Source organism: Methylophaga sp. UBA2513, from assembly GCF_002341285.1.
Classification (GTDB): domain Bacteria; phylum Pseudomonadota; class Gammaproteobacteria; order Nitrosococcales; family Methylophagaceae; genus Methylophaga; species Methylophaga marina.
The window spans coordinates 1,970-26,715 of record NZ_DDNT01000021.1; the positions used below are offsets into that span (position 1 = coordinate 1,970).

The 24,746-nt window shown below is 43.5% G+C and carries 29 protein-coding genes and 1 pseudogene; 25 read left to right on the forward strand and 5 right to left on the reverse strand.

The window, feature by feature from the left end:
* The 9 genes and pseudogenes from rho to B3V56_RS12555 form a co-directional block, all read left to right on the forward strand.
* Positions 1-276, forward strand: a pseudogene (rho, locus tag B3V56_RS12515) (transcription termination factor Rho); the annotation flags it as partial.
* 9 nt (positions 277-285) lie between these two features.
* Positions 286-1,230, forward strand: a complete 945-nt coding sequence (gene miaA / locus B3V56_RS12520) for a tRNA (adenosine(37)-N6)-dimethylallyltransferase MiaA (protein WP_289284354.1) — start codon at positions 286-288, stop codon at positions 1,228-1,230.
* Between the two features lie 69 nt (positions 1,231-1,299).
* Entirely contained in the window at positions 1,300-1,524 is a 225-nt protein-coding gene (hfq, locus tag B3V56_RS12525) for an RNA chaperone Hfq (protein ID WP_286304266.1), read from the forward strand.
* A 10-nt stretch (positions 1,525-1,534) separates the two neighbouring features.
* Positions 1,535-2,680 carry a ribosome rescue GTPase HflX gene (gene hflX / locus B3V56_RS12530; RefSeq protein ID WP_286304267.1) on the forward strand — a complete coding sequence of 382 codons (1,146 nt, stop codon included), beginning with the start codon at positions 1,535-1,537 and terminating at the stop codon, positions 2,678-2,680.
* Between the two features lie 87 nt (positions 2,681-2,767).
* Positions 2,768-3,964, forward strand: coding sequence for an FtsH protease activity modulator HflK (hflK, locus tag B3V56_RS12535; RefSeq protein WP_286304268.1), 1,197 nt, complete (start codon positions 2,768-2,770; stop codon positions 3,962-3,964).
* Positions 3,965-4,837, forward strand: coding sequence for a protease modulator HflC (gene hflC / locus B3V56_RS12540; protein ID WP_286304269.1), 873 nt, complete (start codon positions 3,965-3,967; stop codon positions 4,835-4,837).
* Positions 4,834-5,031: a DUF2065 domain-containing protein gene (locus B3V56_RS12545; protein ID WP_289283428.1), complete on the forward strand. Its 198-nt coding sequence runs from the start codon at positions 4,834-4,836 to the stop codon at positions 5,029-5,031. Before hflC ends, B3V56_RS12545 begins: the two co-directional genes overlap by 4 nt.
* Positions 5,032-5,037: 6 nt before the next feature.
* The gene (locus B3V56_RS12550) at positions 5,038-6,228 is read left to right on the forward strand and encodes an ATP phosphoribosyltransferase regulatory subunit (RefSeq protein ID WP_289283429.1); all 1,191 of its coding nucleotides are present in this window, start codon (positions 5,038-5,040) and stop codon (positions 6,226-6,228) included.
* Complete coding sequence (locus B3V56_RS12555) at positions 6,221-7,516, forward strand: adenylosuccinate synthase (protein WP_289283430.1); 1,296 nt, start codon at positions 6,221-6,223, stop codon at positions 7,514-7,516. The genes B3V56_RS12550 and B3V56_RS12555 overlap by 8 nt, the downstream gene beginning before the upstream one ends.
* A gap of 32 nt (positions 7,517-7,548) precedes the next feature.
* Here the strand turns inward: B3V56_RS12555 and B3V56_RS12560 are convergent, their stop codons facing one another.
* On the reverse strand, positions 7,549-8,412 hold the full coding sequence (locus B3V56_RS12560) for an NAD(P)-dependent oxidoreductase (protein WP_289283431.1): 864 nt from the start codon (positions 8,410-8,412) through the stop codon (positions 7,549-7,551).
* A 109-nt stretch (positions 8,413-8,521) separates the two neighbouring features.
* On the opposite strand from B3V56_RS12560, the gene glyA reads away from it, so the two are divergent.
* The 15 genes from glyA to B3V56_RS12635 all read left to right on the forward strand — a co-directional run bounded on the left by glyA (position 8,522) and on the right by B3V56_RS12635 (position 21,947).
* Positions 8,522-9,775 carry a serine hydroxymethyltransferase gene (glyA, locus tag B3V56_RS12565; RefSeq protein ID WP_289283432.1) on the forward strand — a complete coding sequence of 418 codons (1,254 nt, stop codon included), beginning with the start codon at positions 8,522-8,524 and terminating at the stop codon, positions 9,773-9,775.
* 19 nt (positions 9,776-9,794) lie between these two features.
* A complete protein-coding gene (nrdR, locus tag B3V56_RS12570) occupies positions 9,795-10,268 on the forward strand; it encodes a transcriptional regulator NrdR (protein ID WP_286304274.1) in 474 nt (157 codons plus the stop codon).
* A gap of 105 nt (positions 10,269-10,373) precedes the next feature.
* A complete protein-coding gene (gene ribD / locus B3V56_RS12575; RefSeq protein WP_289283433.1) occupies positions 10,374-11,480 on the forward strand; it encodes a bifunctional diaminohydroxyphosphoribosylaminopyrimidine deaminase/5-amino-6-(5-phosphoribosylamino)uracil reductase RibD in 1,107 nt (368 codons plus the stop codon).
* 3 nt (positions 11,481-11,483) lie between these two features.
* Positions 11,484-12,122, forward strand: a complete 639-nt coding sequence (locus B3V56_RS12580) for a riboflavin synthase (protein WP_289283434.1) — start codon at positions 11,484-11,486, stop codon at positions 12,120-12,122.
* A gap of 1 nt (position 12,123) precedes the next feature.
* Complete coding sequence (ribBA, locus tag B3V56_RS12585; RefSeq protein WP_289284355.1) at positions 12,124-13,245, forward strand: bifunctional 3,4-dihydroxy-2-butanone-4-phosphate synthase/GTP cyclohydrolase II; 1,122 nt, start codon at positions 12,124-12,126, stop codon at positions 13,243-13,245.
* A 2-nt stretch (positions 13,246-13,247) separates the two neighbouring features.
* Complete coding sequence (lpxB, locus tag B3V56_RS12590) at positions 13,248-14,390, forward strand: lipid-A-disaccharide synthase (RefSeq protein ID WP_289284356.1); 1,143 nt, start codon at positions 13,248-13,250, stop codon at positions 14,388-14,390.
* On the forward strand, positions 14,387-14,962 hold the full coding sequence (rnhB, locus tag B3V56_RS12595) for a ribonuclease HII (RefSeq protein ID WP_289283215.1): 576 nt from the start codon (positions 14,387-14,389) through the stop codon (positions 14,960-14,962). Before lpxB ends, rnhB begins: the two co-directional genes overlap by 4 nt.
* A 53-nt stretch (positions 14,963-15,015) precedes the next feature.
* The gene (gene pcnB, locus B3V56_RS12600) at positions 15,016-16,380 is read left to right on the forward strand and encodes a polynucleotide adenylyltransferase PcnB (RefSeq protein WP_289284357.1); all 1,365 of its coding nucleotides are present in this window, start codon (positions 15,016-15,018) and stop codon (positions 16,378-16,380) included.
* Complete coding sequence (gene folK / locus B3V56_RS12605; RefSeq protein ID WP_289283217.1) at positions 16,380-16,865, forward strand: 2-amino-4-hydroxy-6-hydroxymethyldihydropteridine diphosphokinase; 486 nt, start codon at positions 16,380-16,382, stop codon at positions 16,863-16,865. Before pcnB ends, folK begins: the two co-directional genes overlap by 1 nt.
* Positions 16,865-17,524, forward strand: a complete 660-nt coding sequence (locus B3V56_RS12610; RefSeq protein ID WP_286304281.1) for a deoxynucleoside kinase — start codon at positions 16,865-16,867, stop codon at positions 17,522-17,524. Before folK ends, B3V56_RS12610 begins: the two co-directional genes overlap by 1 nt.
* A gap of 2 nt (positions 17,525-17,526) precedes the next feature.
* The gene (gene panB / locus B3V56_RS12615) at positions 17,527-18,321 is read left to right on the forward strand and encodes a 3-methyl-2-oxobutanoate hydroxymethyltransferase (RefSeq protein ID WP_289283218.1); all 795 of its coding nucleotides are present in this window, start codon (positions 17,527-17,529) and stop codon (positions 18,319-18,321) included.
* Positions 18,321-19,175 (forward strand): pantoate--beta-alanine ligase, encoded by an 855-nt coding sequence (panC, locus tag B3V56_RS12620; protein ID WP_289283219.1) that lies wholly within the window; start codon positions 18,321-18,323, stop codon positions 19,173-19,175. Before panB ends, panC begins: the two co-directional genes overlap by 1 nt.
* Before the next feature lie 51 nt (positions 19,176-19,226).
* Positions 19,227-19,607 (forward strand): aspartate 1-decarboxylase, encoded by a 381-nt coding sequence (gene panD / locus B3V56_RS12625; RefSeq protein ID WP_091714420.1) that lies wholly within the window; start codon positions 19,227-19,229, stop codon positions 19,605-19,607.
* 21 nt (positions 19,608-19,628) lie between these two features.
* Positions 19,629-20,141 (forward strand): YqhA family protein, encoded by a 513-nt coding sequence (locus B3V56_RS12630; protein WP_289283220.1) that lies wholly within the window; start codon positions 19,629-19,631, stop codon positions 20,139-20,141.
* A gap of 87 nt (positions 20,142-20,228) precedes the next feature.
* Positions 20,229-21,947 (forward strand): lysophospholipid acyltransferase family protein, encoded by a 1,719-nt coding sequence (locus B3V56_RS12635; RefSeq protein ID WP_289283221.1) that lies wholly within the window; start codon positions 20,229-20,231, stop codon positions 21,945-21,947.
* On the opposite strand, the gene B3V56_RS12640 is transcribed toward B3V56_RS12635, so the two are convergent.
* Positions 21,944-22,402 carry a YchJ family protein gene (locus B3V56_RS12640; RefSeq protein WP_289283222.1) on the reverse strand — a complete coding sequence of 153 codons (459 nt, stop codon included), beginning with the start codon at positions 22,400-22,402 and terminating at the stop codon, positions 21,944-21,946. The two genes, B3V56_RS12635 and B3V56_RS12640, sit on opposite strands and share 4 nt — an antisense overlap.
* Positions 22,395-23,180 (reverse strand): NAD(P)H-binding protein, encoded by a 786-nt coding sequence (locus B3V56_RS12645; RefSeq protein WP_289283228.1) that lies wholly within the window; start codon positions 23,178-23,180, stop codon positions 22,395-22,397. The genes B3V56_RS12640 and B3V56_RS12645 overlap by 8 nt, the downstream gene beginning before the upstream one ends.
* A gap of 106 nt (positions 23,181-23,286) precedes the next feature.
* Here B3V56_RS12645 and B3V56_RS12650 point away from each other — a divergent pair, with 106 nt between their 5' ends.
* The gene (locus B3V56_RS12650) at positions 23,287-23,811 is read left to right on the forward strand and encodes a retropepsin-like aspartic protease family protein (RefSeq protein ID WP_289245161.1); all 525 of its coding nucleotides are present in this window, start codon (positions 23,287-23,289) and stop codon (positions 23,809-23,811) included.
* On the opposite strand, the gene B3V56_RS12655 is transcribed toward B3V56_RS12650, so the two are convergent.
* Together B3V56_RS12655 and B3V56_RS12660 are read right to left on the reverse strand one after the other, a co-directional pair.
* Complete coding sequence (locus B3V56_RS12655; protein WP_289283224.1) at positions 23,803-24,081, reverse strand: hypothetical protein; 279 nt, start codon at positions 24,079-24,081, stop codon at positions 23,803-23,805. The genes B3V56_RS12650 and B3V56_RS12655 overlap by 9 nt on opposite strands.
* Positions 24,071-24,733, reverse strand: coding sequence for a lytic transglycosylase domain-containing protein (locus B3V56_RS12660; protein ID WP_286304288.1), 663 nt, complete (start codon positions 24,731-24,733; stop codon positions 24,071-24,073). Before B3V56_RS12660 ends, B3V56_RS12655 begins: the two co-directional genes overlap by 11 nt.
* Positions 24,734-24,746: the final 13 nt, after the last annotated feature.

A 24,746-nucleotide genomic window follows, 5' to 3' on the forward strand; every position in this document is an offset into this window, starting at 1 on the left:
GAAGTCATCTTCGAAGAGTTCAAGGGTACTGGTAATATGGAAGTATTGCTGGAACGTAAACTTGCTGATCGTAGAATGTATCCTGCCATCAATGTGACACGTTCAGGCACGCGTCGTGAAGAACTGCTGACAACAGAAGAAGATCTCCAAAAACTTTGGATCTTGAGAAAAATTATTGCTCAGATGGAACCTGTTGAAGCCATGGAATTCTTAATGGATAGGTTAAAATCGACGAAAACAAATGTTGAGTTTTTTGATTCAATGAAACAGGGGTAATCAAACTCTGTGCTTCCACCCGCCATATTTATTATGGGGCCTACAGCAGCTGGAAAAACAGATATTGCTATCGCCCTTGCAAAGAAGTATCCAGTAGAGATCATCAGTGTCGATTCCGCGCTTGTCTATAAAGGCATGGATATCGGCACTGCAAAACCAAACCGTTCCGTTCTAAGCCACTATCCTCATCATTTAGTTGATATTGTCGAACCTCATGAGCCTTATTCTGCTGGTCAATTCAAAGAAGACGCCCTCAATCTGATGGCTGATATTTCCGCCAGAGGTAAAGTTCCTTTATTGGTTGGCGGAACAATGCTCTATTTCAGAAGTCTTCAATATGGACTTGCTGACTTGCCCCCAGCAAATATGCTTATCAGAGAAAAGCTAAATCTGGAAATTCAGCAATTGGGCATTGAAGCCTTACACAATCGGTTAAAAGAAATCGACCCAGTCTCAGCAGCACGAATACACATTAATGATCCACAGCGTTTACAACGTGCTCTGGAAGTGTATGAAGTATCGGGTAAAAGTCTGACTGAATTGACTCAAGCAAGCCATGATAGTTTTGACTATAAAGTCACTAAGATCATTGTTTCACCATTTGATAGAGCCATTCTTCACAACAGAATAGCTGAGCGATACCAGACAATGATGAATGCAGGCTTTATTGAAGAAGTGAAAACATTATTTAATCGAAATGACTGTCATGCGAACTTACCATCAATACGTGCAGTCGGTTACCGGCAGGCGTGGTCATATCTTGAAGGTAAGTACGATTATGATGAATTTGTTTATCGTGCAATTGTTGCCACACGTCAGATGGCGAAACGCCAGCTAACCTGGTTACGATCCCAGAATGATGGAATCTGGTTTGATAGTGGTTTAGCCTTGCCTATCAATGATGTAGAACGATACTTAACAGAGCAAGTACCCGAGTTGACGAATAATGCTTGACGATTCTGTTAAGGCTTTTAGAATGAGATATTAAACAGTCAAAAATAATAACAATATATGGAGTGAAAGATGGCAAAAGCACAGACTCTTCAGGACCCTTTCTTGAATGCTTTAAGAAAAGAAAATATTCCAGTTTCTATTTATTTAGTAAACGGTATCAAACTTCAAGGTCAGATTGATTCCTTCGATCAGTTTGTCATCTTACTTAAAAACTCTGTCAATCAAATGGTATACAAGCATGCTATATCAACTATCGTGCCTGCACGTAATGTTAATGTTAACCAAGAAGAATAGGAGTATTTGATTGTTCGACAGACCGGATATTCAAACAGCTTTCGATGATGCGTCAGAGAAAGAAGCTGTTGTCTTGGTTCATCTGAATTTTAATGATCCAGATTACGATGATTCTCAACAAGAGTTTATTGAATTAGTTGGCTCAACAGGTGCAGCGATTGCAGCGATTATTCAAGGAAAACGCCACCGCCCCGATCCTAAATTTTTTGCTGGTAGTGGTAAAGTTGATGAAATTGCAGAACATGTTCATGCCTCGCATGCAGCCTTAGTCATTTTTAACCATGAGTTGTCACCTAGTCAGGAAAGAAATCTTGAGCAGAAACTCAAATGCAGGGTGCTGGGCAGAACAGGTCTGATATTGGATATTTTTGCCAGAAGAGCACGTTCTCATGAAGGTAAACTCCAAGTTGAACTAGCCCAACTTCAGCATTTATCAACGCGACTAGTTCGAGGCTGGACTCACCTTGAGCGGCAAAAAGGTGGTATCGGATTGCGTGGACCTGGTGAAACACAGCTGGAGACAGACCGACGCTTACTAGGCCAACGTATCAAGTCACTTAAGAAGCGTTTGGGTAAAGTTCAGTCACAACGGGAGCAAGGCCGACGTTCACGACAGCGAGGCGGTGTACCTGTTGTGTCCCTGGTTGGTTACACAAACGTAGGCAAGTCCACATTATTTAACAAAATGACATCAGCTAAAGTTTATGCTGATGACCGATTATTTGCGACATTAGACCCAACTTTAAGAAGAGTTAAGCTACAAGAAACCGAACTCCTCATCATGGCAGATACGGTCGGTTTTATACGTGACTTACCTCATGATCTCGTCGAGTCATTTAGTTCGACACTTGAAGAGACACGTGATGCTGAACTGCTGCTACACGTCGTTGATTGTGGCGCGAATGATCGTGATGATCTTATTCATCATGTGAATGAGGTTTTAAAACAAATCGAAGCTGATGAAGTCCGCCAGGTAATTATTTATAACAAAATAGATAAGGTCGATGATATTTCACCGCGCATCGATAGAGATGATAAGGGTAATATTAACCGTATTTGGTTGTCAGCAAGAACAGGTGAAGGGCTGGAATTGTTACGAGATGCCCTACATGAATATTTTCCAGAAGAATCACTTTCTGAATATGTTGATGCCTAGATACGGTTTTGGTTGCTTATAGTGACCATGTCCGTAAAATAGGCGTGTTTGAAATAAATTCTCTGTTTTTTCAATTTGGAGAGCTACATGGCTTGGAATGAACCCGGAAACGGTGGTAAAGACCCGTGGGGTAATCGTGGCAATGATGGGCCACCTGATTTAGACGAAGTTATCCAGAATATGCAACGTAAGCTTGGTGGCATTTTTGGTGGTAAAGGTAATAATAACAATAACAACTCATCAGGTCGGGGCGGTTTCTTTGGTTTTGGTTTGATTGCCATAATTGCTTTTCTGGTGTGGATCGCCTCAGGGATATACATAGTCGACCCAGCTGAGCGTGGCGTTGTTCTTCGTTTTGGTCAATATGCCACTACAACTATGCCTGGACCACATTGGCATCTGCCGAGCCCAATTGAAAAAGTAGAAGTGGTCAACGTTGAAGAAATTCGTACAGCTGAGATTGGTTACAGAAGCGGTGGTAGTCGAGGTGGTGGCACCATTCACTCTGAGTCACTGATGTTAACTAAAGACGAAAATATTATTGATCTCAAGATTGCCGTACAGTACAGAGTACAAGATGCACCGGCGTATCTTTTCAACGTCAGAAATCCTGATGTTATTTTGCGTCAAATGATGGAAAGTGCAGTACGTGAAACAGTAGGGCGTTCAAATATGGATTTCGTCTTAACTGAAGGTAGAAGCGCGATCGCTAACAGTACTGAGCAACTCTTACAGACAATGCTTGATTCGCATGAAATGGGCTTGTTAGTCACAAGTGTGAATATGCAAGATGTTCAGCCACCCGAGCAAGTTCAAGCAGCATTTGCTGACGTAGTAAAAGCACGCGAAGATGAAGTTCGTCAAAAGAATCAGGCAGAAGCCTATTCAAATGATATCTTGCCGAAAGCCAGAGGTAGAGCGTTTAGAATTGTTCAAGAAGCTGAAGCATATAAGAGTCAAGTTATTGCAAAAGCAGAGGGTGATGCGAGCCGTTTCACTCAAGTCATGACGGAGTTTAATAAAGCACCCGACATTACAGCTGAGAGACTATACCTTGATACAATGGAATCCGTGTTTTCTAAGAGCCAAAAAGTGATGGTTGATATGGAAAATGGCGGTAGTAATGTACTTTATCTACCATTAGACCGCATGAATCGTCGTAACAGCAGTCCAACACAACTGGATTTAGATAGCTTTAATTATCCGTCATCTACGTCGGCTAATACTTCATCTTCAAACAAAAGCTCATCAAGCGATGATGCTCGTAGCAGAGGAGGTCGCTAAATGAGTTCCCGTTTGACACTGATTTTAATTTTACTGGCACTAGCTGTCATCACTTTATCATCATCTATTTTTGTTGTTGATGAGCGTCAAAAAGTACTTCTGCTCAGATTAGGTCAGATTGAAAAGGCTGACTTTAAGCCAGGTATTCATTTCAAAACACCTTTTGTCACAGATGTTCGTAAGTTTGATGCTCGTGAAATGGCACTCGATGCACAACCTGCTAGATACCTGACAGGTGAGAAAAAGAATGTCATAGTCGACTCTTTCATCATTTGGCGTATCAGCGATGTGGCGACCTATTTCAGATCCATGAGTGGTGACGAAGACCGTGCGGCATCGCGATTATCACAAATCATCAAGGATGGTTTGCGTGCAGAGTTTGGACGTAAGACAATTCAAGAAGTCGTGTCTGGTGACCGTGTGGCAATGGTTCAGGATATTCTGACAGAAGCTAACCGTGTAGCCGAAGGCTTTGGTATTTCTATCTCAAATGTGCGTATAAAACGTATTGATTTGCCTTCTGAAGTCAGTACATCTGTTTATACACGTATGGAAGCTGAGCGTGAACGTGTTGCAAAAGAGCTGCGTTCACAAGGTGCTGAAGAAGCGGAAAAAATTCGTTCAGATGCTGATCGTCAGCGTGCCGTTATTATTGCCGAAGCAAGACGTCAAGCAGAAGAGTTACGTGGTGAAGGTGACGCCAAAGCCACGGATATCTATGCTAGAGCGTTCGGTGAAAATGAAGAGTTCTATTCCTTATATCGTCGACTATCAGCATATAAAAATGTGTTTAATGGTGACGACATGCTGGTCATTGAACCCAAAGGTGACTTCTTCAAACGTTTTAACGATGCTGAACTTCCTGTGAAGTGAGCGGAGAATTAGGCCATAGTCTTCTCGTAGCAACGGCATTAGTACTGATTATCGAAGGTATAATGCCGTTTCTCAATCCGACTATGTTTAAACGCGCTTTACTACAAACGGCAAGCATGAGCGATACTCAAATTAGACTAACTGGTTTGATATGCATGCTTGTCGGCTTGATTTTTTTGTACTGGATAAATTAACTCATAATGACTATAAAAGAGAGCTGGCTGCTACCTGAAGGTATTGATGAGCTTATGCCTCAAGAAGCAACTCAACTTGAGAATATGCATCGAATACTGGTCGACTTCATGCGAGGTTGGGGGTATCAGCTTGTTGTTCCACCCTTAGTTGAGTATCTGGACTCACTGCTGACTGGTACGGCCAAAAGTTTAGATATACAAACATTTAAGCTGACGGACCAAATGTCCGGCAGAATGCTGGGTATACGGGCAGACATGACACCACAAGTGGCCAGAATTGCTGCCCACAAGCTACGTCATCAATCAGATATTCTTCGATTGTGCTACATAGGTAGTGTTCTTCATACTTTACCTACCGGATTGGATGGGGTCAGAAATCCCATTCAGCTAGGTGCTGAAATCTATGGTCATGCGGGACCTGAGAGTGATATTGAAAGCATTGAGCTGATGGTTGAGCTTCTAAAAAAATCTGGCGCAGTATCAAAGATAGCGTTGGATATCGGTCATGTTGGTGTTTATAGAGGATTAGCCGAGTTTGCTGGTCTGACAGAAAGCCAAGAGCAAGAATTATTTTCTGCTTTACAACGAAAGGCTGCTACCGATATATCCGCCCTGTTAGACAGTTATCAGATTAGTAATGATGCTAGGCAAATGTTGCAAGAATTGTCTGAATTAAATGGTGATAAATCTGTCTTGCCACGAGCTGAATCTGTATTAAAGAATGCACCAAAATCAGTGCAGCTTGCATTAAGTACGCTTGAACAAATTGCTGACGCGCTTACGCAGCGAATCCCAGATATTGCAATTAACTTCGATCTTGCTGAACTGCGCGGATATCATTACCACACGGGCGTGGTGTTTGCAGCTTACAAACCGGAATCATCTTATGCTATTGCAGCAGGTGGTCGCTATGATGATATAGGTGAAGCCTTTGGTCTGGCTCAGCCAGCAACGGGATTTAGTCTTGACTTGAAGAAGCTGGCGACACAGCTCCCTGCTGGATCATTCAATCAGGAAACAATAGGTGTTGAGTGGGCTGAAGACAGCCATCTTCACGCCACTGTCAAATCATTACGTGAATCAGGAAAGGTGGTCATTTATCAATTTCCTGGCTCTCAGACATCCACCACACATACATTGGTAAAACAAAATGGTCACTGGCAAGTGACTGAAATAGGAACACAAACTCGTGGCTAAAAATATAGTTGTAATTGGCTCCCAGTGGGGCGATGAAGGTAAAGGTAAATTAGTCGATTTACTAACGGATAATGTCTCTGCTGTAGTACGTTTCCAAGGTGGTCATAATGCTGGTCACACACTGGTTATTGATGGCAAAAAAACGGTGTTGCATTTGATTCCATCTGGCATTCTCCGTGAAAACGTTCAATGCTTGATTGGTAATGGTGTTGTGGTTTGTCCTGAAGCACTATTGAAAGAGATGGCAGAGCTTGAGTCCAACGGGATTCCTGTACGTGAACGCTTAAAAATCAGTGCGGCCTGCCCATTGATTTTGCCTTATCATATCGCTTTGGATAAGGCGCGTGAGTCACGCTTAGGTAAAGCCGCTATCGGCACAACAGGTAGAGGTATTGGTCCCGCATATGAAGACAAAGTTGGCCGTCGAGGTCTACGTGTCGGTGACTTAATGAATGAAAAAGCCTTTGCTGAAAAACTAAAAGAAGTCATTGAGTTTCATAACTTTTCATTAGTTAATTATTATCAAGTAGCACCTGTTGATTATGTAACTGTATTAAAAGATACACTCGCAATGCGTGATGTCTTAATCCCACTTATTGCTGATATCCCAGCGATGCTTCAGGGGTATCATAAAGCGGGTGACAATGTCATGTTTGAAGGTGCACAAGGTGCTTTGTTAGATATTGACCACGGCACATACCCTTATGTTACTTCGTCCAATACAACAGCGGGAGGCAGTGCAACTGGCTCTGGTGTAGGTCCTTGTCATATTGATTATGTTCTTGGTATTACAAAAGCTTATGCCACGCGTGTCGGTGGTGGACCATTTCCATCTGAGTTGTTTGATGAAACTGGAAAATATCTGGCTGATAAAGGCATGGAAAAAGGTGCCACAACCGGACGTGACCGCCGCTGTGGTTGGTTAGATATGGTGGCACTGAATCGTGCTAGTTGGATAAATAGTATCACGGGACTATGTCTGACCAAGCTAGACGTGCTTGATGGTATCGAAACTATTCGTCTATGTGTTGCCTATGAAAAAGACGGTCAACCTGTCGATATCTTACCGTTGAGTGCAGATGAGTTCGAAGGTTGTGAGCCTGTATACATTGATATGCCGGGTTGGAAAGAGTCTACTTTGGGCATCACTGAATATAGTGAACTGCCTGAAAATGCCCGTGCCTATATAGAAAAAGTGGAAAGCCTCGCCGGTGTGCCAATTGATATTATCTCAACCGGCCCTGACCGACGCGAAACGATTGTTAGACGAGATTTATTCGAAGTCTAGACTTATAAAAAGCCCTCAAATGAGGGCTTTTTTTATGACTCTTTGGGCGAAACAGCCGCCATCAATGCTGAGTAATCAGTGTTATCAAGTCCCATATCCAGCGTTTTCTGTAGCAGTAGCTCAATGCCTTTGAGTGCACTTGTGTCCAGGCCTAGTTCGTTGGCAACGGTTAAGAAGAGGCGAGTGTCTTTTGCGAGATGTTTGGTTGGGAAGTTGGGTGCCGAGAAATCCCTATCCACCATTCGAGTCAGTTTTTTATCAAAAGTGGGTGCATATAGGGCACTATCACGCATAATTTTCATAAACTGTTCAGTGGCAATGCCTTCTTTTTCGACTAAGGCCAAACTCAATGCAAAGCTGGCTGTCAGGCCTGCGATTAACTGATTCATAGCGAGTTTAACAGTCGCTCCTTGTCCAATTTCGCCTATGTATTGTGGTTCATGGCCAATCAACTCAAGTAATGGCAGTGCCGTATTAAAGTCAGATTTTTCACCTGCAGCCATTAAAATTAATTTGCCACTGCCTGCCTCAGGTAAACTGCCAAGTACAGGACACTCAAGATATCGACCGCCTGTCGTTTTTACACGATTGGCAAGTTCGCGTGACTCTTCAGGTGCGATTGTGCCCATCTGTATAATCAGACAGTTTTTAAACGTCTCAGTGTTGATATCGTCCAGTACAGAGTTGATGGCTTTTGCATCACTTAAAAAAAGTAAACAAATATCACACTGCTCAACTAGAGCTTGCGCAGATGTCGCTACAGCAGCGCCTCGAGCCTTTAACTCATCACACTTTTCAAGGCTGCGATTAAACACGACCAGTGGTTGATTCTCAGCTAATAAATGATGTGATAAGGCTTGCCCCATCAGGCCTGTTCCAATTAATCCTATTTTCATAAGCTATGATTTAATCCTTATGCGAATAAAACTGTCACTATGCCATAGATGCCAGCGACGTTGTGAGATAGAATAATGTCCCATTTTACAGTAGATACAGGGGAATACTGTGTACAATAAAAACATGACCATCGCTGGCTTTGACGATGACGTGTTCAATGCAATCGCTGCGGAAGATAAACGTCAAGAAGATCACATCGAACTGATCGCTTCAGAAAACTACACGAGCCCTCGTGTAATGGAAGCTCAGGGCTCATCTTTAACCAATAAATATGCTGAAGGGTATCCTGGCAAACGTTATTATGGTGGTTGTGAACATGTTGATACAGTAGAAGCTATTGCCATTGAACGTGCGAAATCGTTGTTTGGTGCTGATTATGCTAACGTTCAGCCACATTCTGGTTCACAAGCTAATGCTGCAGTTTATCTCGCTTTATTACAAGCTGGTGATACTATTTTAGGCATGAGTCTGGCACATGGTGGTCATCTGACACATGGCGCTAAAGTCAGTGCTTCAGGAAAAATCTATAACTCAGTTTCATATGGCTTGAATGCTGAAACCGGCGAAATTGATTATGATGAAGTCGAGCGTTTAGCAAAAGAACATCAACCAAAAATGATCGTAGCTGGTTTTTCTGCCTACTCTCGTGTAGTGGATTGGCAACGTTTTCGTGATATCGCTGATGCAGTCGGCGCTTATTTACTGGTTGATATGGCCCACGTAGCAGGGCTGGTTGCCGCAGGTTTATATCCTAACCCGGTGCAAATTGCTGATGTCACAACGACAACAACGCATAAAACATTACGTGGTCCACGTGGTGGTTTGATTCTGGCAAAAGCCAACCCTGAGATCGAGAAAAAACTTAACTCGGCTGTTTTCCCTGGTTTCCAAGGTGGTCCTTTAATGCATGTGATTGCAGCTAAAGCAATTGCCTTCAAAGAAGCCATGCTGCCTGAGTTCAAAACCTATCAGGATCAGGTCATCAAAAATGCACGTGTGATGGCTGATGTGTTTATGACACGTGGTTATGACGTTGTCTCAAATGGTACTGATGACCATTTATTCCTAGTCAGTTTTATAGAAGCTGGCCTGACAGGTAAAGATGTCGATGCCTGGTTAGGCGCTGCTCATATCACGGTCAATAAAAATGCGGTTCCAAATGATCCACAATCACCTTTTGTGACATCAGGTATCCGTGTTGGTACACCTGCTGTGACGACTCGCGGTTTTAAAGAAGAAGAGTGTCGCGATCTGGCAAACTGGATGTGTGATGTCATTGACGCAGCGGGAAGTGAACAGGTGATTAACGATGTGAAGAGTAAAGTAAAAGCGGTTTGTGATCGTTTGCCTGTTTACTCATAAATAACCTCACGGAAACACTATGCGCTGTCCATTTTGTGGTGCAGATGACTCAAAAGTTGTGGACTCACGACTGTCGGCGGAAGGTGATGCCATCCGCCGACGTCGTATGTGCGTCGAGTGTAATGAACGCTTTACCACGTACGAAACGGCTGAATTAAGTCTGCCAAGATTGATTAAACGTGATCGCTCACGTGAGTTATTTGATGAAAATAAATTACGTGCCGGATTTATGCGAGCACTGGAAAAAAGGCCCGTCAGTATTGATGCCGTCGATACAGCCGTCAAAACTATTACTCGGCGACTGTGGGCAACGGGTGAGCGTGAAGTCGATAGTCGCTTGGTTGGCGACTGGGTGATGGATGCACTTCGTGAATTAGATGAAGTCGCGTACGTGCGTTTCGCCTCTGTCTACCGAAGTTTTCAGGATGTGAATGCCTTTCGTGAAGAAATTGAACGAATGGAAAATAAATCAGAACCGGACGATAAAAAATAAAGATGTTTATCTGCACTGATATCATGCTCTTACTGATAGTCAGTGTTTTATATCTTGTTGTATTCGATATGAATACATTGTTATTTCATTTTAAGAGAAATGACCATGGCTTCTGCTGAATTTTATATGGCAAGAGCCATTGAGCTTGCCAAAAATGGACTATACACGACTGACCCTAACCCTCGGGTTGGTTGTGTCATTGTGAGAGATAATCAGATTGTTGGTGAAGGCTGGCATCAGCGGGCAGGAGAGAGTCACGCTGAAGTAAACGCTCTACACCAAGCGGGTGAGCAGGCTAGAGGGGCGGACTGTTATGTCACGCTTGAACCCTGTAGCCATTATGGACGTACACCGCCTTGCGCTGATGCTCTGGTTAATGCTGGTGTGAAACGCGTTTTTATAGCGATGACTGATCCTAATCCCGTTGTTTCAGGTTCAGGCATACATCGCCTGAGAGAGGCGGGGATAGAGGTCCACACCAAACTGTTGAGCTCTGAATCAGAGAAGTTGAATCCTGGTTTTTCCTATCGTATGCGTCATGGTCGACCGTATATCAGAAGTAAAGTCGCCATGAGCCTTGATGGCCGAACAGCTATGGCATCGGGTGAGAGTAAGTGGATAACCGGCCCTGAAGCCAGACAGGATGTACAAAATCTGCGCGCGCGCAGCTCAGCCATTATGACTGGAATTGGTACGATACTCGCGGACGATCCGCAGTTAAATGTCCGTTTTTCTGCAGATCATGATAATTGGTACCCTTTTGGTCAGAAGATCCGACAACCGCTCAAAATCATTGTGGATAGTGATGGACGATTGCCTGCGAGTGCTCAAATTCTCAAAGAGGGTAAAGTACTGGTGATTACGGCCAATGATATTACTATCGCGGAGCCAGCCGAATGTTTAGTTTTGCCCTCTATAGACCAGAGTATCGATCTGAATGCGTTGATGGCGGTACTGGCACAACGTGAAATCAATGAGTTGATGATTGAAGCCGGCGGCGTCTTGAATGGGGCGTTGTTGAAAGCAGGTTTAATCGATGAATTAGTCATATACATGGCCCCCAAAATTATGGGCGATATGGCACGTGGTGTGTTTCATTTACCTGAGATGATGACAATGTCTCAGAATATTTCCCTAACAATTGATGATATCCGAGCAGTAGGTAAGGATTGGCGTATCACTGCAAGACCAATATATAACGAGGAATCTTAATTCATGTTTACAGGCATTATTGCAGCCATGGGACAGGTAACGTCTATCACCCCAAGTGGTGGCGATATGAGATTGAAAGTGGCGACCCAAAAATTAGACTTATCTGATGTCAGTCTTGGCGATAGCATTGCTATTAATGGTGTCTGTCTGACTGTGGTTGAACTTGATCAGTCTCATGTGAGTTTTGATGTATCAAAAGAGAGTCTCGAGCGAACTGCACTGTCACAGATTACTGAAGGCTCACCCGTTAATCTTGAAAAAGCGCTTGCTGTAGGCGATCGTCTCGGTGGACATATGGTGAGTGGCCATGTCGACGGTCTTGGTAAGGTGTTAGAGATGTCACCGTCTGCGCGCTCAGTACAGTTTCGAATGGAAGTACCCGCCAATTTGGAACGCTATATCGCTAAAAAAGGTTCTGTGACGATTGATGGTGTGAGTCTTACGGTGAATGAGGTTGGAGCGGGCTGGTTTGAAATCAATATCATTCCCCACACTATGCAGGAAACCATTATTAAGGAATATAAAGTGGGTACGATTGTGAATTTGGAAGTCGACTTGATTGCTCGATATCTTGAGCGTTTGTTACCTGGACTCGACCCTGTATACGCCAGAGAAACATTGTCAGGAAACAGTGATACTTAATATGCAACTCAACAGCACAGAAGAGATTATTGACGATCTCAGACAGGGAAAAATGGTCATCATTATGGATGATGAAGATCGTGAAAATGAGGGTGACCTCATTATGGCTGCAGAAAAAGTCACACCAGATGCCATTAATTTTATGGCACGGTTTGGGCGTGGTTTGATTTGTCTGACGCTAACGGAAAATCGTTGTCGTGAATTACGATTACCACTGATGGTCAGTGACAATCAGACGCCTTATTCCACTAACTTCACTGTCTCCATTGAAGCGGCAGAAGGAGTGACGACTGGTATTTCAGCGGCCGACCGTGCTTTAACCGTGCAAGTCGCAGTTGATCCTGATTCACGACCTGATGATTTGGTTCAACCAGGCCATATTTTCCCCTTAAAAGCACAGCCGGGTGGGGTGTTAACACGAGCTGGTCACACGGAAGCTGGCTGTGATCTCGCTCAGCTTGCCGGCTTATCTCCAGCAGCTGTCATTGTTGAAATTTTAAATGATGATGGCAGTATGGCCAGGCGCCCAGACTTGGAAACCTTTGCACAAAAACATGATCTGAAAATTGGTACGATTGCTGACCTGATAAGTTATCGACTTGAAAATGAAATGACCGTCGAAAAATTATCTCAATGTCAGTTTCCTACTGAGTATGGTGATTTTCAGCTATACAGCTTTCAGGATTCAGTCAATTCTCAGGTCCATCTAGCCCTCACCTATGGTGATATTACTCCTGATGAAGAAACGTTGGTTCGCGTGCATATGGCAGACCCACTCAGTGATATTTTAGGCTCGGTCAGGGAGCCGACACATTGGCCAGTTCCTCAAGTGCTGAAACAAATTCAACAAGCGGGTAAAGGTATTCTGGTTGTTTTGAGGTTACCGGCTCAGAATAAACAGTTAGCGGCCAAAATTGCACGTTATGAACGAGAAGACCGTGATGAGAGCCCTTTACCTGTTAAGGGGGGCTGGGATCTGCGTACATTTGGTGTTGGTGCACAAATTTTGTCAGCATTAGGCGTGAAAAAAATGCGCGTGATGGGGACACCCACGAAGTTGACTGGTGTTTCAGGATTTGGACTTGAGTTAGTGGGTTATCTGGAAGCTGACGAGACTGAGTAAGCATGCCTAAATTATTTGTCGTGGCGGGTGAGGCTTCTGGTGATGCCCATGCCGGCAGAATGCTAAAAGCCTTAAAACAACACCGGCCGGATATTTCTGTTTCCGGTATCGGTGGTGAGACCATGCGTGAAGCGGGTGTGGATATTATCACCGATTTTGCTGAGCTTGCTGTCATGGGCCTGGTTGAGGTCATTAAACGCTACTCTCATATCAAAGCTGTTTTTGATAAAACCGTTGAACATTTAGCTTCAAGTAAACCTGACGCATTAATATTAGTCGATTACCCTGGGTTTAATCTAAAGCTAGCTAAAAAAGCGCATGAATTGGGTATTCCGGTTATTTACTATATCAGCCCTAAAATATGGGCCTGGCGGGCTGGGCGAATCAAAGCCATAAAGCGTTATGTTGATCTGATGCTGGTGTTGTTTCCATTTGAACAGTCGCTTTATGAAAAAGCCGATGTGGCTGTGAAATGTGTTGGTCATCCCTTAGTTGATGCAGTACATTCAGACTGGACTTCTGAACAGGCCAAGTCGCATTTTTCCCTTGATATGAAAGCGCCTGTCTTAGGCTTGTTTCCTGGCAGTCGTCGGAGTGAGGTGGAAGCATTATTGCCAGTGATGTTAGCGACCGCCGAGCATATTCAACAACGTGATAATTCTGTGCAGGTTATTTTACCCTTAGCACCTGGGCTAGATCGGACGTTAATTGAGCCATATTTATCAGAAACGGCGGTGAAAGTGGAGGTCATTTCTGGTGAGTTTTATGATGTCGTTCGTAGCTGTGATGCGATTGTAGCGGCATCGGGTACTGTCACTCTGGAAATTGCTTTGTTAGGTGTACCGCATTTAATTACTTACCGGGTTGCGCCACTGACTTACCAGATTCTCAAACGACTGGTAAAAATTCCTTACGTGGGTTTATGTAATATTGTGACCGGAAAAAATGTCGTCACTGAGTTATTACAGAGCCAGGTGTCGGTAGCTGAGTTAGCGCCACGGTTATTATATTTTCTGACCGCAGCAGAAGCCCAACAACAGGCCCATATTGTTCAAGAACAAGTGCTTAAAGCGCTCGGGCCCAGCGGTGGCGCTGACAACGCTGCCAGAGCCGTTATTTCTTTTATTGATACTCATCATTCATGACAAATACGCTTATTATCGCCGGCGTTGATGAAGTTGGACGTGGCCCATTAGCCGGGCCCGTAGTGACTGCTGCTGTCATACTGAATCCTGATAACCCAATTGTAGGCTTGGCTGATTCAAAAAAACTCACTGAAAGACGAAGAGAGAGTCTGGTACCTCTAATCAAAGAGCATGCTTTAGCCTGGGCAATGGGACGAGCTGAGCCAGATGAAATAGACGAGCTAAATATTCTTCAGGCCAGTTTAATTGCGATGAAAAGAGCCGTTGAAGCCTTATCTATAGTCCCAGAACACGTGCTCGTTGATGGTATACATGCCCCTAAGCTTAATTGTCCCGTCACTACCATTATCAAAGGTGATCAATCTGAGCCCGCTATTGCGGCCGCTTCAATCTTAGCTAAAGTCGCACGTGACCAAGAAATGATTGCACTGGAGGAACGGTATCCAGGCTATGGTTTTGCTAAGCATAAAGGCTATCCAACCAAGCAGCATCAGCAAGCACTTCTGACGCTAGGGGTGACGGATATTCATAGACGTTCATTCGGCCCTGTTCATAAGGCATTATCACTGTAATGCCATTATATAAATCATAGAAAAATGGATGAGCGTGGTATTATTCAAAACTTATGCTGTCGTTAAATAAAATTTTCAACAAATTGGTGAGAGGCAAAAACGGTCAACATCCGCAACAAGGACGCGAACCGTTAATTATCCCTCGCAGTGAACACACCATATCGCGTAAACAGATTAGTCAACATGCACTCAAAGTGCTGTATACCTTGAAAGAGGGCGGCTATGATGCTTATCTCGTCGGTGGGTGTGTACGCGATCTTTTGCTAGGTTATGAACCAAAAGACTTTGATGTAGCCACCAATGCCTCGCCAGAACAAGTGCATGCGCTATTCAAACGCAGCCAGTTGATCGGACGACGATTTAAGCTGGTTCATGTTCGGTTTGGACGTGACGTCATAGAAGTCGCTACTTTCCGGGCGCCACCTGAGGCTAAACAACATGTTGATACTCAGGGCCGCATTATGCAGGACAATGTGTTTGGCACTTTAGAACAAGATGCCTGGCGACGTGATTTTACGATCAATGCGCTCTATTACAATATAAAAGATTTTTCTATCATCGATTACACTGGCGGAATGGCCGATCTCAATGCGGGCCTTATCCGTTTAATTGGCGATGTTGAAACACGTTATCGTGAAGATCCTGTTCGCATGTTAAGAGCCTGTCGCTTTTTAGCTAAGCTTGGCTTAAAGCTGGATAAAGATACAGAGCAAGGTATTTTTGATTGGGCACATTTGATTCGGGATATCCCGCCGGCAAGGCTGTTTGATGAAACACTAAAACTGTATCTGAGTGGCCAGGCTGCCATGACACATGAATTACTCTGTCATTACGGTCTGTTTGAGCATCTCTACCCACAAACCGCTGCGTTGTTGCATGAAGAACAAGACGGTTATCCAAGAACGATGCTGATGAAGGCATTAGAAAATACGGATATTCGTATCGCAGCCGGTAAGCCAGTGACACCAGCGTTTTTGTTTGCAGCAATATTATGGGAGCCAGTGCGGCAGCGTACGGTTTTATTGATGACTAATGGCATGCCAGAAATTCCAGCGATGCAGCGTGCATCATCTGAAATTATTGGAGAACAGATCCAACGTGTTGCTGTTCCCAAGCGTTATAGTCTGGTCACCCGAGATATTTGGACTTTGCAGCCCCGCCTATTGAAGCGTCAGGGAAAAAGAGCATTCAAAACATTATTGCATCCCAAGTTTCGTGCTGGATATGACTTTTTAGCATTAAGAGCTCAAGCTGGTGAACCGTTGAGTGAAACGGTAGATTGGTGGACAAAATTTCAGACAGAAACAGTGAAACAGCAACAGTCCATGGTCGATGCTCTGGGCAAAGAGGGCAGCGTCAAAAAGCCTCGCCGTAGACGCCGTAGACGACCCGCAGCGAAAAAGTCGGAACAAAATTGATGCAGGTTTTTATTGGATTGGGAAGTAATTTAGACGACCCGCAGACACAAATTTTGACAGCGATAGAAGATATAAAAAAACTCGAAGATACACGTCTTTTACATCAATCATCGCTTTATCATAGCCCGCCAATGGGGCCTCAGGATCAGCCGGATTATGTGAATGCGGTTGTCGAGGTGGATACAGCATTGCCGCCACATGTATTGCTTGATAACCTGCAACAACTTGAACAGAAACATGGCCGGGTGAAGAAACGCCATTGGGGCGAACGCACGTTGGATCTCGATATCTTGGTGTATTCCGATTATGTTATTGATGATGACAGACTCAAGGTGCCTCATCCAGGCTTAAGCGAACGGGCTTTTGTTGTCTATCCATTAGCCGAAATTGTTGCTGACTTAACTATTCCTGGACAAGGTCAGCTATCAGTAATCAAGCAAAACTGTCCTTTAGATGGCTTGAGAAAAGTGGAAACGCATAAATAATGAATCACTCACTATCACATCGTTATATTGTGGTTGAAGGACCTATCGGCGTAGGTAAAACGCATCTGGTAAAACGTCTGGCTGAGAGTTTTTCCGGCTCTGTTCTACTCGAACAGCCAGAACAAAATCCTTTTCTGGAAAAATTTTACCTTTATCCCAAACAATCCGCTCTTCCAACACAGCTCAGTTTTTTAATGCAACGCGTTAAGTTGGGTAAAACACTCAATCAAGATGACTTATTCAACGACTTGCACATCGCTGATTTCATGGTAGAGAAAGATAAGTTATTTGCTCAAATTTCCTTAGATGACGATGAGTTAGCGCTCTATAATATGGTTTATGATAATTTAACGTTACACCATAGAACCCCTGATTTAGTCATCTATCTGCAAGCATCATTGCCAGTGTTGAAATCGCGTATTGCTCAACGTGGCATTAGCTATGAGCAACACGTGGAAGAGGGCTACCTGAAACGGTTAGCTGATACGTACGCGGATTTTTTCCACTATTACGATGCGTCGCCGTTATTGATTGTGAATGCTGAACAAATTGATCTAGTGAATGGTGATCAAGATTATCTGCAATTACTTGAACAAATCTGCAGTATTCAAAGTGGTCGTCATTATTACAATCCATTACCCGTCTCAGAGAAGAAATAATCATGAGCCGTATTAGTCTTAAACATCTGCGTCAAATGAAAACGGCGCAAGAAAAAATTGCTGTACTCACTGCGTATGATGCGAGCTTTAGTTACGCACTTGAGCAAGCCGGTGTGGATGTTCTACTAGTAGGTGATTCTTTGGGAATGGTTATCCAGGGACAAGAGAGTACAGTTCCTGTAAGTGTTGACGATATGATTTATCACACGGCTAATGTGATCCGCGGTAGTGATAAGTTATTTGTCATCGCTGATATGCCGTTTATGAGTTATGCCAACGCTGAACAAGCTATCAAAAACGCTGCTCGCCTGATGGCTGAAGGCGGCGCTCAAATGGTCAAACTGGAAGGTGGCGCCGTCATCACCGATACAGTTAAACAGCTAACTGCACGTGGCATACCCGTATGTGGACATTTAGGGTTATTACCTCAGTCAGTTCATCGGTTAGGTGGTTACATCGTGCAGGGTCGTGAAACACAGGCCGCAGAAGAATTGATTGCCGATGCCATCAGTCTGCAAGAAGCTGGTGCAGATATGCTGGTATTGGAATGCGTACCGGCAACCTTAGGGGCCGTTGTATCCAAACAGTTGGATATTCCTGTGATAGGTATTGGTGCTGGTAGCGACTGTGATGGGCAGGTGTTGGTAATCTATGACATGTTGGGCTTAACGCCTGGCCGAAGACCACGCTTCAGTCACGACTTTTTAGCGGATACTGGCTCAATACAAGCCGCTCTGACAAGCTATGTACAATCGGTGAAATCAGGTGCATTTCCTAATGCGGAGCAGCAGTTCTAATGGCGATAGCAGAAAACTTGGGAGCATTACGAACCCGCATCAAAAGTTGGCGTCAACAGAATGAAGTGATTGCATTAGTACCGACAATGGGCAATCTGCATGAAGGTCATCTCTCTTTAGTACAAAAAGCGCGTGAGCTGGCGGATCGCGTTGTCGTCAGCATTTTTGTGAATCCGCTGCAGTTCAATGATAAACAGGATCTTTCTGATTATCCCCGAACATTGAATGAAGATATCCAGTTATTGAGTGAACTCGATTGTGAGCTGATTTTTACGCCGACTGAGGAAATGATTTATCCGAATGGTATGGCATCGTTAACCAAAGTCATTGTTCCTGGTGTCGATGATAAGCTCTGCGGCAAAGGTCGTCCTGGCCACTTTGATGGCGTCGCTACCGTTGTAACAAAACTATTCAATATGGTGCAGCCTGATATTGCCATTTTTGGTGAGAAAGATTACCAGCAATTAATGTTAATCAAGAAACTGGTGGCGGACTTAAATTTGTCGGTAGATGTGATTGGCGTGCCAACAAAAAGGCATGAGAGTGGACTGGCCATGAGTTCCAGAAACAGCTTATTGAACCAAAAACAATTAGTTCAAGCGCCGTTGATCTATAAAACACTGCTGTCAATGAAGCAAGCTATTGAAGAAGATGGCCTTACTGACTTCCATCAACTTTGTGCGACGGCGAAAGAAGAGTTACAAAAAGCGGGACTGGAACCTGAGTATGTCGATATTCGTCGCGCAAATGATCTGGAACTGGCTAATGCCAATGACAAACACATTCGTATTTTTGTGGCTGCAAGGCTGGGAAGCGTAAGATTAATAGATAATATTGCCTGTGACCTTGCCTGATTTTTGTTAAAAAGCGATAATATTGGGCTATTTCATAAGAACATTCTGGCTATGCAACTGACCTTTTTAAAAGCAAAATTACATCGTGCTTGTGTGACTCATTCCGAGTTGGAGTATGAAGGCTCGTGTGCAATTGACGGTAAGTTACTGGAAGCCGCTGGTATTCATGAATATGAGCAAATCCAGATTTACAATGTCGCCAACGGCGAACGTTTTACTACCTACGCTATTCGCGCAGAAGATGGTTCAAATATCATTTCAGTCAATGGTGCAGCTGCCCATAAAGCTTCCCCAGGCGATCGTTTAATTATTTGTGCATTCGCAACACTTGATGCCAAAGAAGTCGAAAACTTTAAGCCAACACTGGTGTATCTCGACGAAAAAAACGATATCACACACATGCGTCACGCTATTCCTGTTCAAGCTGCATAAAAAGAAACGAGTACTAAATCAATGGAAAGATTGTTTGAAAAAGCGCTCTGGAATAGTCGTTTTGTTGTACTGATAGCTGTTATCGCTAGTCTGATTACCGCATTAGCCATGTTTTATATGGCAACGGTTGATGTCTATTATTTACTTTCTCATCTTGGCGAATACATGTCACCTGATCTGATTGGTGATGCCAGAAAGGATTTTCGTGCTGAAACCGTGGCACACGTCGTTGAGGTGATTGATGGCTATTTGCTGGCGACCGTACTGTTTATCTTCTCTCTGGGCTTGTATGAGCTGTTTATCAGTAAAATCGAAGAAGCAGAAGAGAGTGAGAACTCAAAAGTATTAGCTATTCACAGTTTGGATGATCTAAAAGCACGTTTAGGCCGTGTTGTTTTGATGATTCTGATTGTTAACTTTTTCGAACATGCCATTAGCATGGACTTTCACGGTCCGCTTGATTTGCTGGCGCTTGCTGGTGGTATTGGCCTTATCGCACTGGCTTTATACTTCTCCCACGCTGACGACCACTAATCGTCACAAAAACGTCATTAAAACGTTATAAGGCTGTCATATCTTCTCTCTATGCTTGCAAGCTGTCTGCAAGCATAGAGAGAAAACATGCTCAATATCGAACAAGCCGTTCAACAAAAATTTCCTAAATTCGAACGCTCCCGTCCTTGGATAAAAAAATCGACGATTAGCTTTCTGCGTAAAATTACACACGAGCAGGAAGTGAATCGATTCCTCGAGTTGCATCAGGATTTAAAAGGCTTCGATTTTATTGAGCAGGTGCTGGATTATTTCAATTTCAGTTACAGCATTAGCCACCGTGATCGCAATAATATTCCGGCAACAGGGCGGGTGGTCATTGTTGCTAATCATCCACTGGGTGCGCTGGATGGTTTGTCATTATTAAAATTGGTTGGTGAAGTCCGCCGTGATGTCAAAATCGTCGCAAACGATATGTTAATGAATTTTAACGCGGTCGACTCTTTGTTCTTACCTGTCGATAATTTATCGAAATCCACACGCAAAAGTAGTATTTCTCGCATTATTGATTCTCTGAATAATGAAGAAGCAGTGATTGTTTTCCCGGCGGGTGAAGTATCGCGCATTCGTCCTAGTGGTGTACGTGATGGTAAATGGAATACCGGTTTTCTGAATTTTGCTAAGAAAACCAACTCACCTATTCTGCCTATCTATGTCGGTGCCAGAAACTCTTCCTTGTTCTACAGTGCATCCATGGTCTATAAACCACTTTCTGGCATGATGTTGGCGCATGAGATGTTTAATAAAAACTCAAAGAACATCACCATGCGTGTTGGCGAACCTATTCCTTATAAACAAGTTGACCAACTGCCATTGGTGAAAGCAGAAAAGGCTAAACTATTACGCCGCCACCTCTATCGGATGGCAAAAGGTAAAAAACCGTTATTTGTTACAGAGCAAACTATAGCTCACCCACAGGACCGTCGTAATATTAAACGTGAGTTGCAATCGGCGGAGTTATTAGGCCAGACAGCAGATAATAAAAAGATTTACTTATTTGACTATCAACCCGATTCAGCCGTGATGCATGAAGTCGGTCGTTTACGTGAGTTTACTTTTAGACAGGTCGGCGAGGGTACAGGAAAAAGGCGAGATATTGATCGTTATGATCGCGATTACCGGCACCTGATTCTATGGGATGAAAACGAATTAGAAATCGCTGGCGCTTACCGAATTGGTGAAGTGAATAATATACTGTCGCAAGCAGGCAGCCGAGGAATTTATAGTCAGGAGTTATTTTCATACGACCATGATGCCATGCAGCCATTTTTTGAAAAGGGAATTGAGTTGGGCAGGAGTTTTGTCAGTCCAAAATATTGGGGCCGACGTAGCCTGGATTATTTATGGTATGGCATTGGCGCTTACCTGAAACGATACCCTGATATCCGCTATCTATTTGGACCTGTTAGTTTATCAAACAGTTATCCTGATTTCGCTAAGGCGTTAATCGTTGGTTATTATCAACACTATTTTCCAGATGATAAACACTTAGCGATAGCGAAAAATTCGTATATTGCTGAGCGAAGCCTGCAACAACAAGTGTTGCAAACCTATTGCGGTACAGACGCCGAGGCTGATTTTACTGCCATGCGTGAGCAGCTGACGCATATGAATGTCACTATCCCCACCTTATATAAACAGTATGCCGATGTCTGTGAAGAAGGTGGGGTTCGCTTTATAGATTTTAATATCGACGCTGATTTTGGTCATTGTATTGATGGTCTGGTGATGGTGGATTTGGATAAACTAAAACCTGCCAAAAGAAAACGTTATCTGGGTAATGACTAACCGTGACAATGTTTTAGTTTTTTTCCACTACCGCAGAAACAGGGATCGTTTCTGCCTAGTTTTATCGCGGGTAGAATAATCCCATCATGATAGAACCATTCACCACTTTCACAGGTAAACCGTGAGCGTTCGTGTAGTTGGCCTACCGGGCTATCTTCATAAAATGCAACAAACTCCACCTCAGCCAGTTCATTTTTTTGCTGGTGATCCAGTACCTTCAGTCCTAACCATTGCGTGGTATTAATCGTATTTTGCAATAGTTCTCGTTCATCTAAACGTCGTTTTGATGGGTGCAATGTGGCAATTAAATAGTCTATCTCACCCAAATAAAAAGCACTGTAACGCGAGCGCATCAGTTGCTCAGCATTTTCTGCACGCTGTTGTTTTTTATGAAGCGGTTGGCAGCATTCGCTGTAAGGAAGCTGGCTGAGACAGGGACATAAGTGATTATTCATAAGCACTAGCGGGAATAGACATTAAATCTGGATACTGAAACTGATAGGACAGTAATGTTTTCACTTTATCGTTACTGACGATTTTATAGGAAGGCGTATTATCCTGATTAAAGTCTGGTACAGGCTGGTTCATTAGCTCTGCTGCATGGCGGTAAAATTGTTTTTTGCTTGGATGTGTGTCTGCACAGCCATTAAGTACCTCTCCCCAGACTTGTTGCTCCAATAGCTTTTCAATGATGCCGATGCAATCATCAAGGTGAATTAAATTCACCGGGGCATCCGCCTGTTGTACTTGCTTGCCATTTCTGAAAAAACGGCCTGGATGACGTTGTGGGCCTATCAAGCCACTGAAGCGAATAATGCTAGTGGAAAACTCCGAAGACTGCCTAAACAGGGATTCTATTTGCCACAGAATACTCTCTTCGTTTTCATATTGACGTTCTTCTCTAACCCAGTCATTGGTATTTTGGTAAACAGAACTGGAGCTGATAAATAACACCTGTTTAATCGGGCTTTGTTCAATCTGTTTGATCAGCTGCTCATATGCCATTTTATTTTTATTGGTGATATTGATAATGAGTGTGTCAGCGTCCAGAAACTGACTAAAGTCAGCAGGTGTTTCAATATCGATTTGATAGGCATCAAAGCCTTGTTCAACCAATAAAGACTGTTTTTCTGAGTCACGTGTCGAGAGTTTAATCTCGGTATTAGCTCTTTGTAACTGTCTTGCTAAGCGTAAGCCTAACCAACCACTACCAAGAATACTGATGGTATTAATGACACACCTCTAATTGAATTATTCAGATGGCGACACCATATCAAGCATTAGTCTTATTGTCATGGTTGTTTATACTATGGCGACAAATATAAGGGGAAGAGCAGGTATGAGTGCACCTGATATATCAAAATTATTTTCCGGCAATATTGTCACCATATTGTTCTGGCTGTTCTTAATGGGGTCACTTACCTTATTCTTTAATGGCTATATTCAACAGCGTGACAATCCGAATCAGGCTTTGATGTCCGCAAATTCAGGCACCGGAGAAGTCACATTAAAACGTAACCGTGATGGCCATTATCTGGCCCCTGGCTATATCAATGGTCACCCTGTTAATTTTTTACTGGATACAGGTGCTACTAATGTCAGTATTCCTGCTGCTATCGCAGAAGCGGCGGGATTAAAAAAAGGCGCTACATCGATGGTCTCGACAGCTAATGGTGTGGTGCCGGTATTTCAGACCGATGTCGACACGGTTCGTCTTGGTGGTATTACCTTAGAGCATGTCGATGCGAGTATTAATCCGCATATGAGTGATGGTGTGGTTTTATTAGGTATGAGTTTTATGAAACATCTTGATATTACTCAGCGTAATGGTGTGATGACGCTACGTGTACCGGTGTCAGGATAAGGCAATCTTAACTACTTTCATATATTCGAAAGTCATGCGGGCAATCACTTCTTTATCTGGGTAATAGACGATATCTACCCGCGCGCCTTTTAATGATTTATATCGGCGTCGGCGTTTGTATTTAAAGGGGACATCCTGACCTTCTAATGTAATGGTATTCAATACCCACTCACCTTCTTCACGCTGCACATGTGAAGCCACTTTTTGCATGGTGGCGTGGATTAAATGGTCATTTTCAGCCAGCCATTTTTTGGTTTTTCTAACTTTCATGTTGATAACGTTGATGCAAAATGCTCACACGTTCTACATAAACTTTTGTCTCGGAGTATGGGGGAACATCATTATATTTTTTCACGGCATTGGGTCCTGCGTTATAAGCAGCTGTGGCGAGGCGAGTATTGCCTTTGAATAAAGATAGCAGCTCCGCCAGATATTTAACACCGCCTTCTATGTTTTGGTCGACATTAAAAGGCTTATCCACACCTAAGTCTTTGGCTGTACCTGGCATTAATTGCATCAGGCCCTGAGCGCCAGTTCTGGAAATCGCTTTTTTATTGAACGCTGATTCCGCATGAATAACGGCTCTGACCAAGGCGGCATCCACGTTATATTTCTTGGCATAGCGTTTTACTTCGTCAGCATAGGATGAAAAATCCAGTTTAATGGTATGCCAGTTTATTTTTGATGAGGGATTACAGGCATAACAGCTGTATTTTAAAATTTCGAAATGACCATGTGCAGGTTTTTGATCTGAAAAAACAAACCCTTCACCTGTTTGTGATTTGTATATGACAGTCTGTGATGTGGCTTGCCTAACATTACTGAACTCAATGGAACCATCCGGGTTTTGGATTCGCTGAATGGTGTCTGCCACAGTCTGCTGACTTAAAAACACCATCAGACTGAGCAAGGACCATTTCATCAGCGTATTCATG

Excerpts from the sequence above, each read along its gene's own strand:
- hfq (WP_286304266.1), top strand. The coding sequence starts at position 1,300 with ATGGCAAAAGCACAGACTCTTCAGGACCCTTTCTTGAATGCTTTAAGA.
- hflK (WP_286304268.1), top strand. The coding sequence starts at position 2,768 with ATGGCTTGGAATGAACCCGGAAACGGTGGTAAAGACCCGTGGGGTAAT.
- hflC (WP_286304269.1), top strand. The coding sequence starts at position 3,965 with ATGAGTTCCCGTTTGACACTGATTTTAATTTTACTGGCACTAGCTGTC.
- B3V56_RS12550 (WP_289283429.1), top strand. The coding sequence starts at position 5,038 with ATGACTATAAAAGAGAGCTGGCTGCTACCTGAAGGTATTGATGAGCTT.
- B3V56_RS12560 (WP_289283431.1), bottom strand. The coding sequence starts at position 8,412 with ATGAAAATAGGATTAATTGGAACAGGCCTGATGGGGCAAGCCTTATCA.
- nrdR (WP_286304274.1), top strand. The coding sequence starts at position 9,795 with ATGCGCTGTCCATTTTGTGGTGCAGATGACTCAAAAGTTGTGGACTCA.
- ribD (WP_289283433.1), top strand. The coding sequence starts at position 10,374 with ATGGCTTCTGCTGAATTTTATATGGCAAGAGCCATTGAGCTTGCCAAA.
- B3V56_RS12580 (WP_289283434.1), top strand. The coding sequence starts at position 11,484 with ATGTTTACAGGCATTATTGCAGCCATGGGACAGGTAACGTCTATCACC.
- ribBA (WP_289284355.1), top strand. The coding sequence starts at position 12,124 with ATGCAACTCAACAGCACAGAAGAGATTATTGACGATCTCAGACAGGGA.
- lpxB (WP_289284356.1), top strand. The coding sequence starts at position 13,248 with ATGCCTAAATTATTTGTCGTGGCGGGTGAGGCTTCTGGTGATGCCCAT.
- rnhB (WP_289283215.1), top strand. The coding sequence starts at position 14,387 with ATGACAAATACGCTTATTATCGCCGGCGTTGATGAAGTTGGACGTGGC.
- pcnB (WP_289284357.1), top strand. The coding sequence starts at position 15,016 with ATGCTGTCGTTAAATAAAATTTTCAACAAATTGGTGAGAGGCAAAAAC.
- folK (WP_289283217.1), top strand. The coding sequence starts at position 16,380 with ATGCAGGTTTTTATTGGATTGGGAAGTAATTTAGACGACCCGCAGACA.
- B3V56_RS12610 (WP_286304281.1), top strand. The coding sequence starts at position 16,865 with ATGAATCACTCACTATCACATCGTTATATTGTGGTTGAAGGACCTATC.
- panB (WP_289283218.1), top strand. The coding sequence starts at position 17,527 with ATGAGCCGTATTAGTCTTAAACATCTGCGTCAAATGAAAACGGCGCAA.
- panC (WP_289283219.1), top strand. The coding sequence starts at position 18,321 with ATGGCGATAGCAGAAAACTTGGGAGCATTACGAACCCGCATCAAAAGT.
- panD (WP_091714420.1), top strand. The coding sequence starts at position 19,227 with ATGCAACTGACCTTTTTAAAAGCAAAATTACATCGTGCTTGTGTGACT.
- B3V56_RS12630 (WP_289283220.1), top strand. The coding sequence starts at position 19,629 with ATGGAAAGATTGTTTGAAAAAGCGCTCTGGAATAGTCGTTTTGTTGTA.
- B3V56_RS12635 (WP_289283221.1), top strand. The coding sequence starts at position 20,229 with ATGCTCAATATCGAACAAGCCGTTCAACAAAAATTTCCTAAATTCGAA.
- B3V56_RS12640 (WP_289283222.1), bottom strand. The coding sequence starts at position 22,402 with ATGAATAATCACTTATGTCCCTGTCTCAGCCAGCTTCCTTACAGCGAA.
- B3V56_RS12650 (WP_289245161.1), top strand. The coding sequence starts at position 23,287 with ATGAGTGCACCTGATATATCAAAATTATTTTCCGGCAATATTGTCACC.
- B3V56_RS12655 (WP_289283224.1), bottom strand. The coding sequence starts at position 24,081 with ATGAAAGTTAGAAAAACCAAAAAATGGCTGGCTGAAAATGACCATTTA.
- B3V56_RS12660 (WP_286304288.1), bottom strand. The coding sequence starts at position 24,733 with ATGAAATGGTCCTTGCTCAGTCTGATGGTGTTTTTAAGTCAGCAGACT.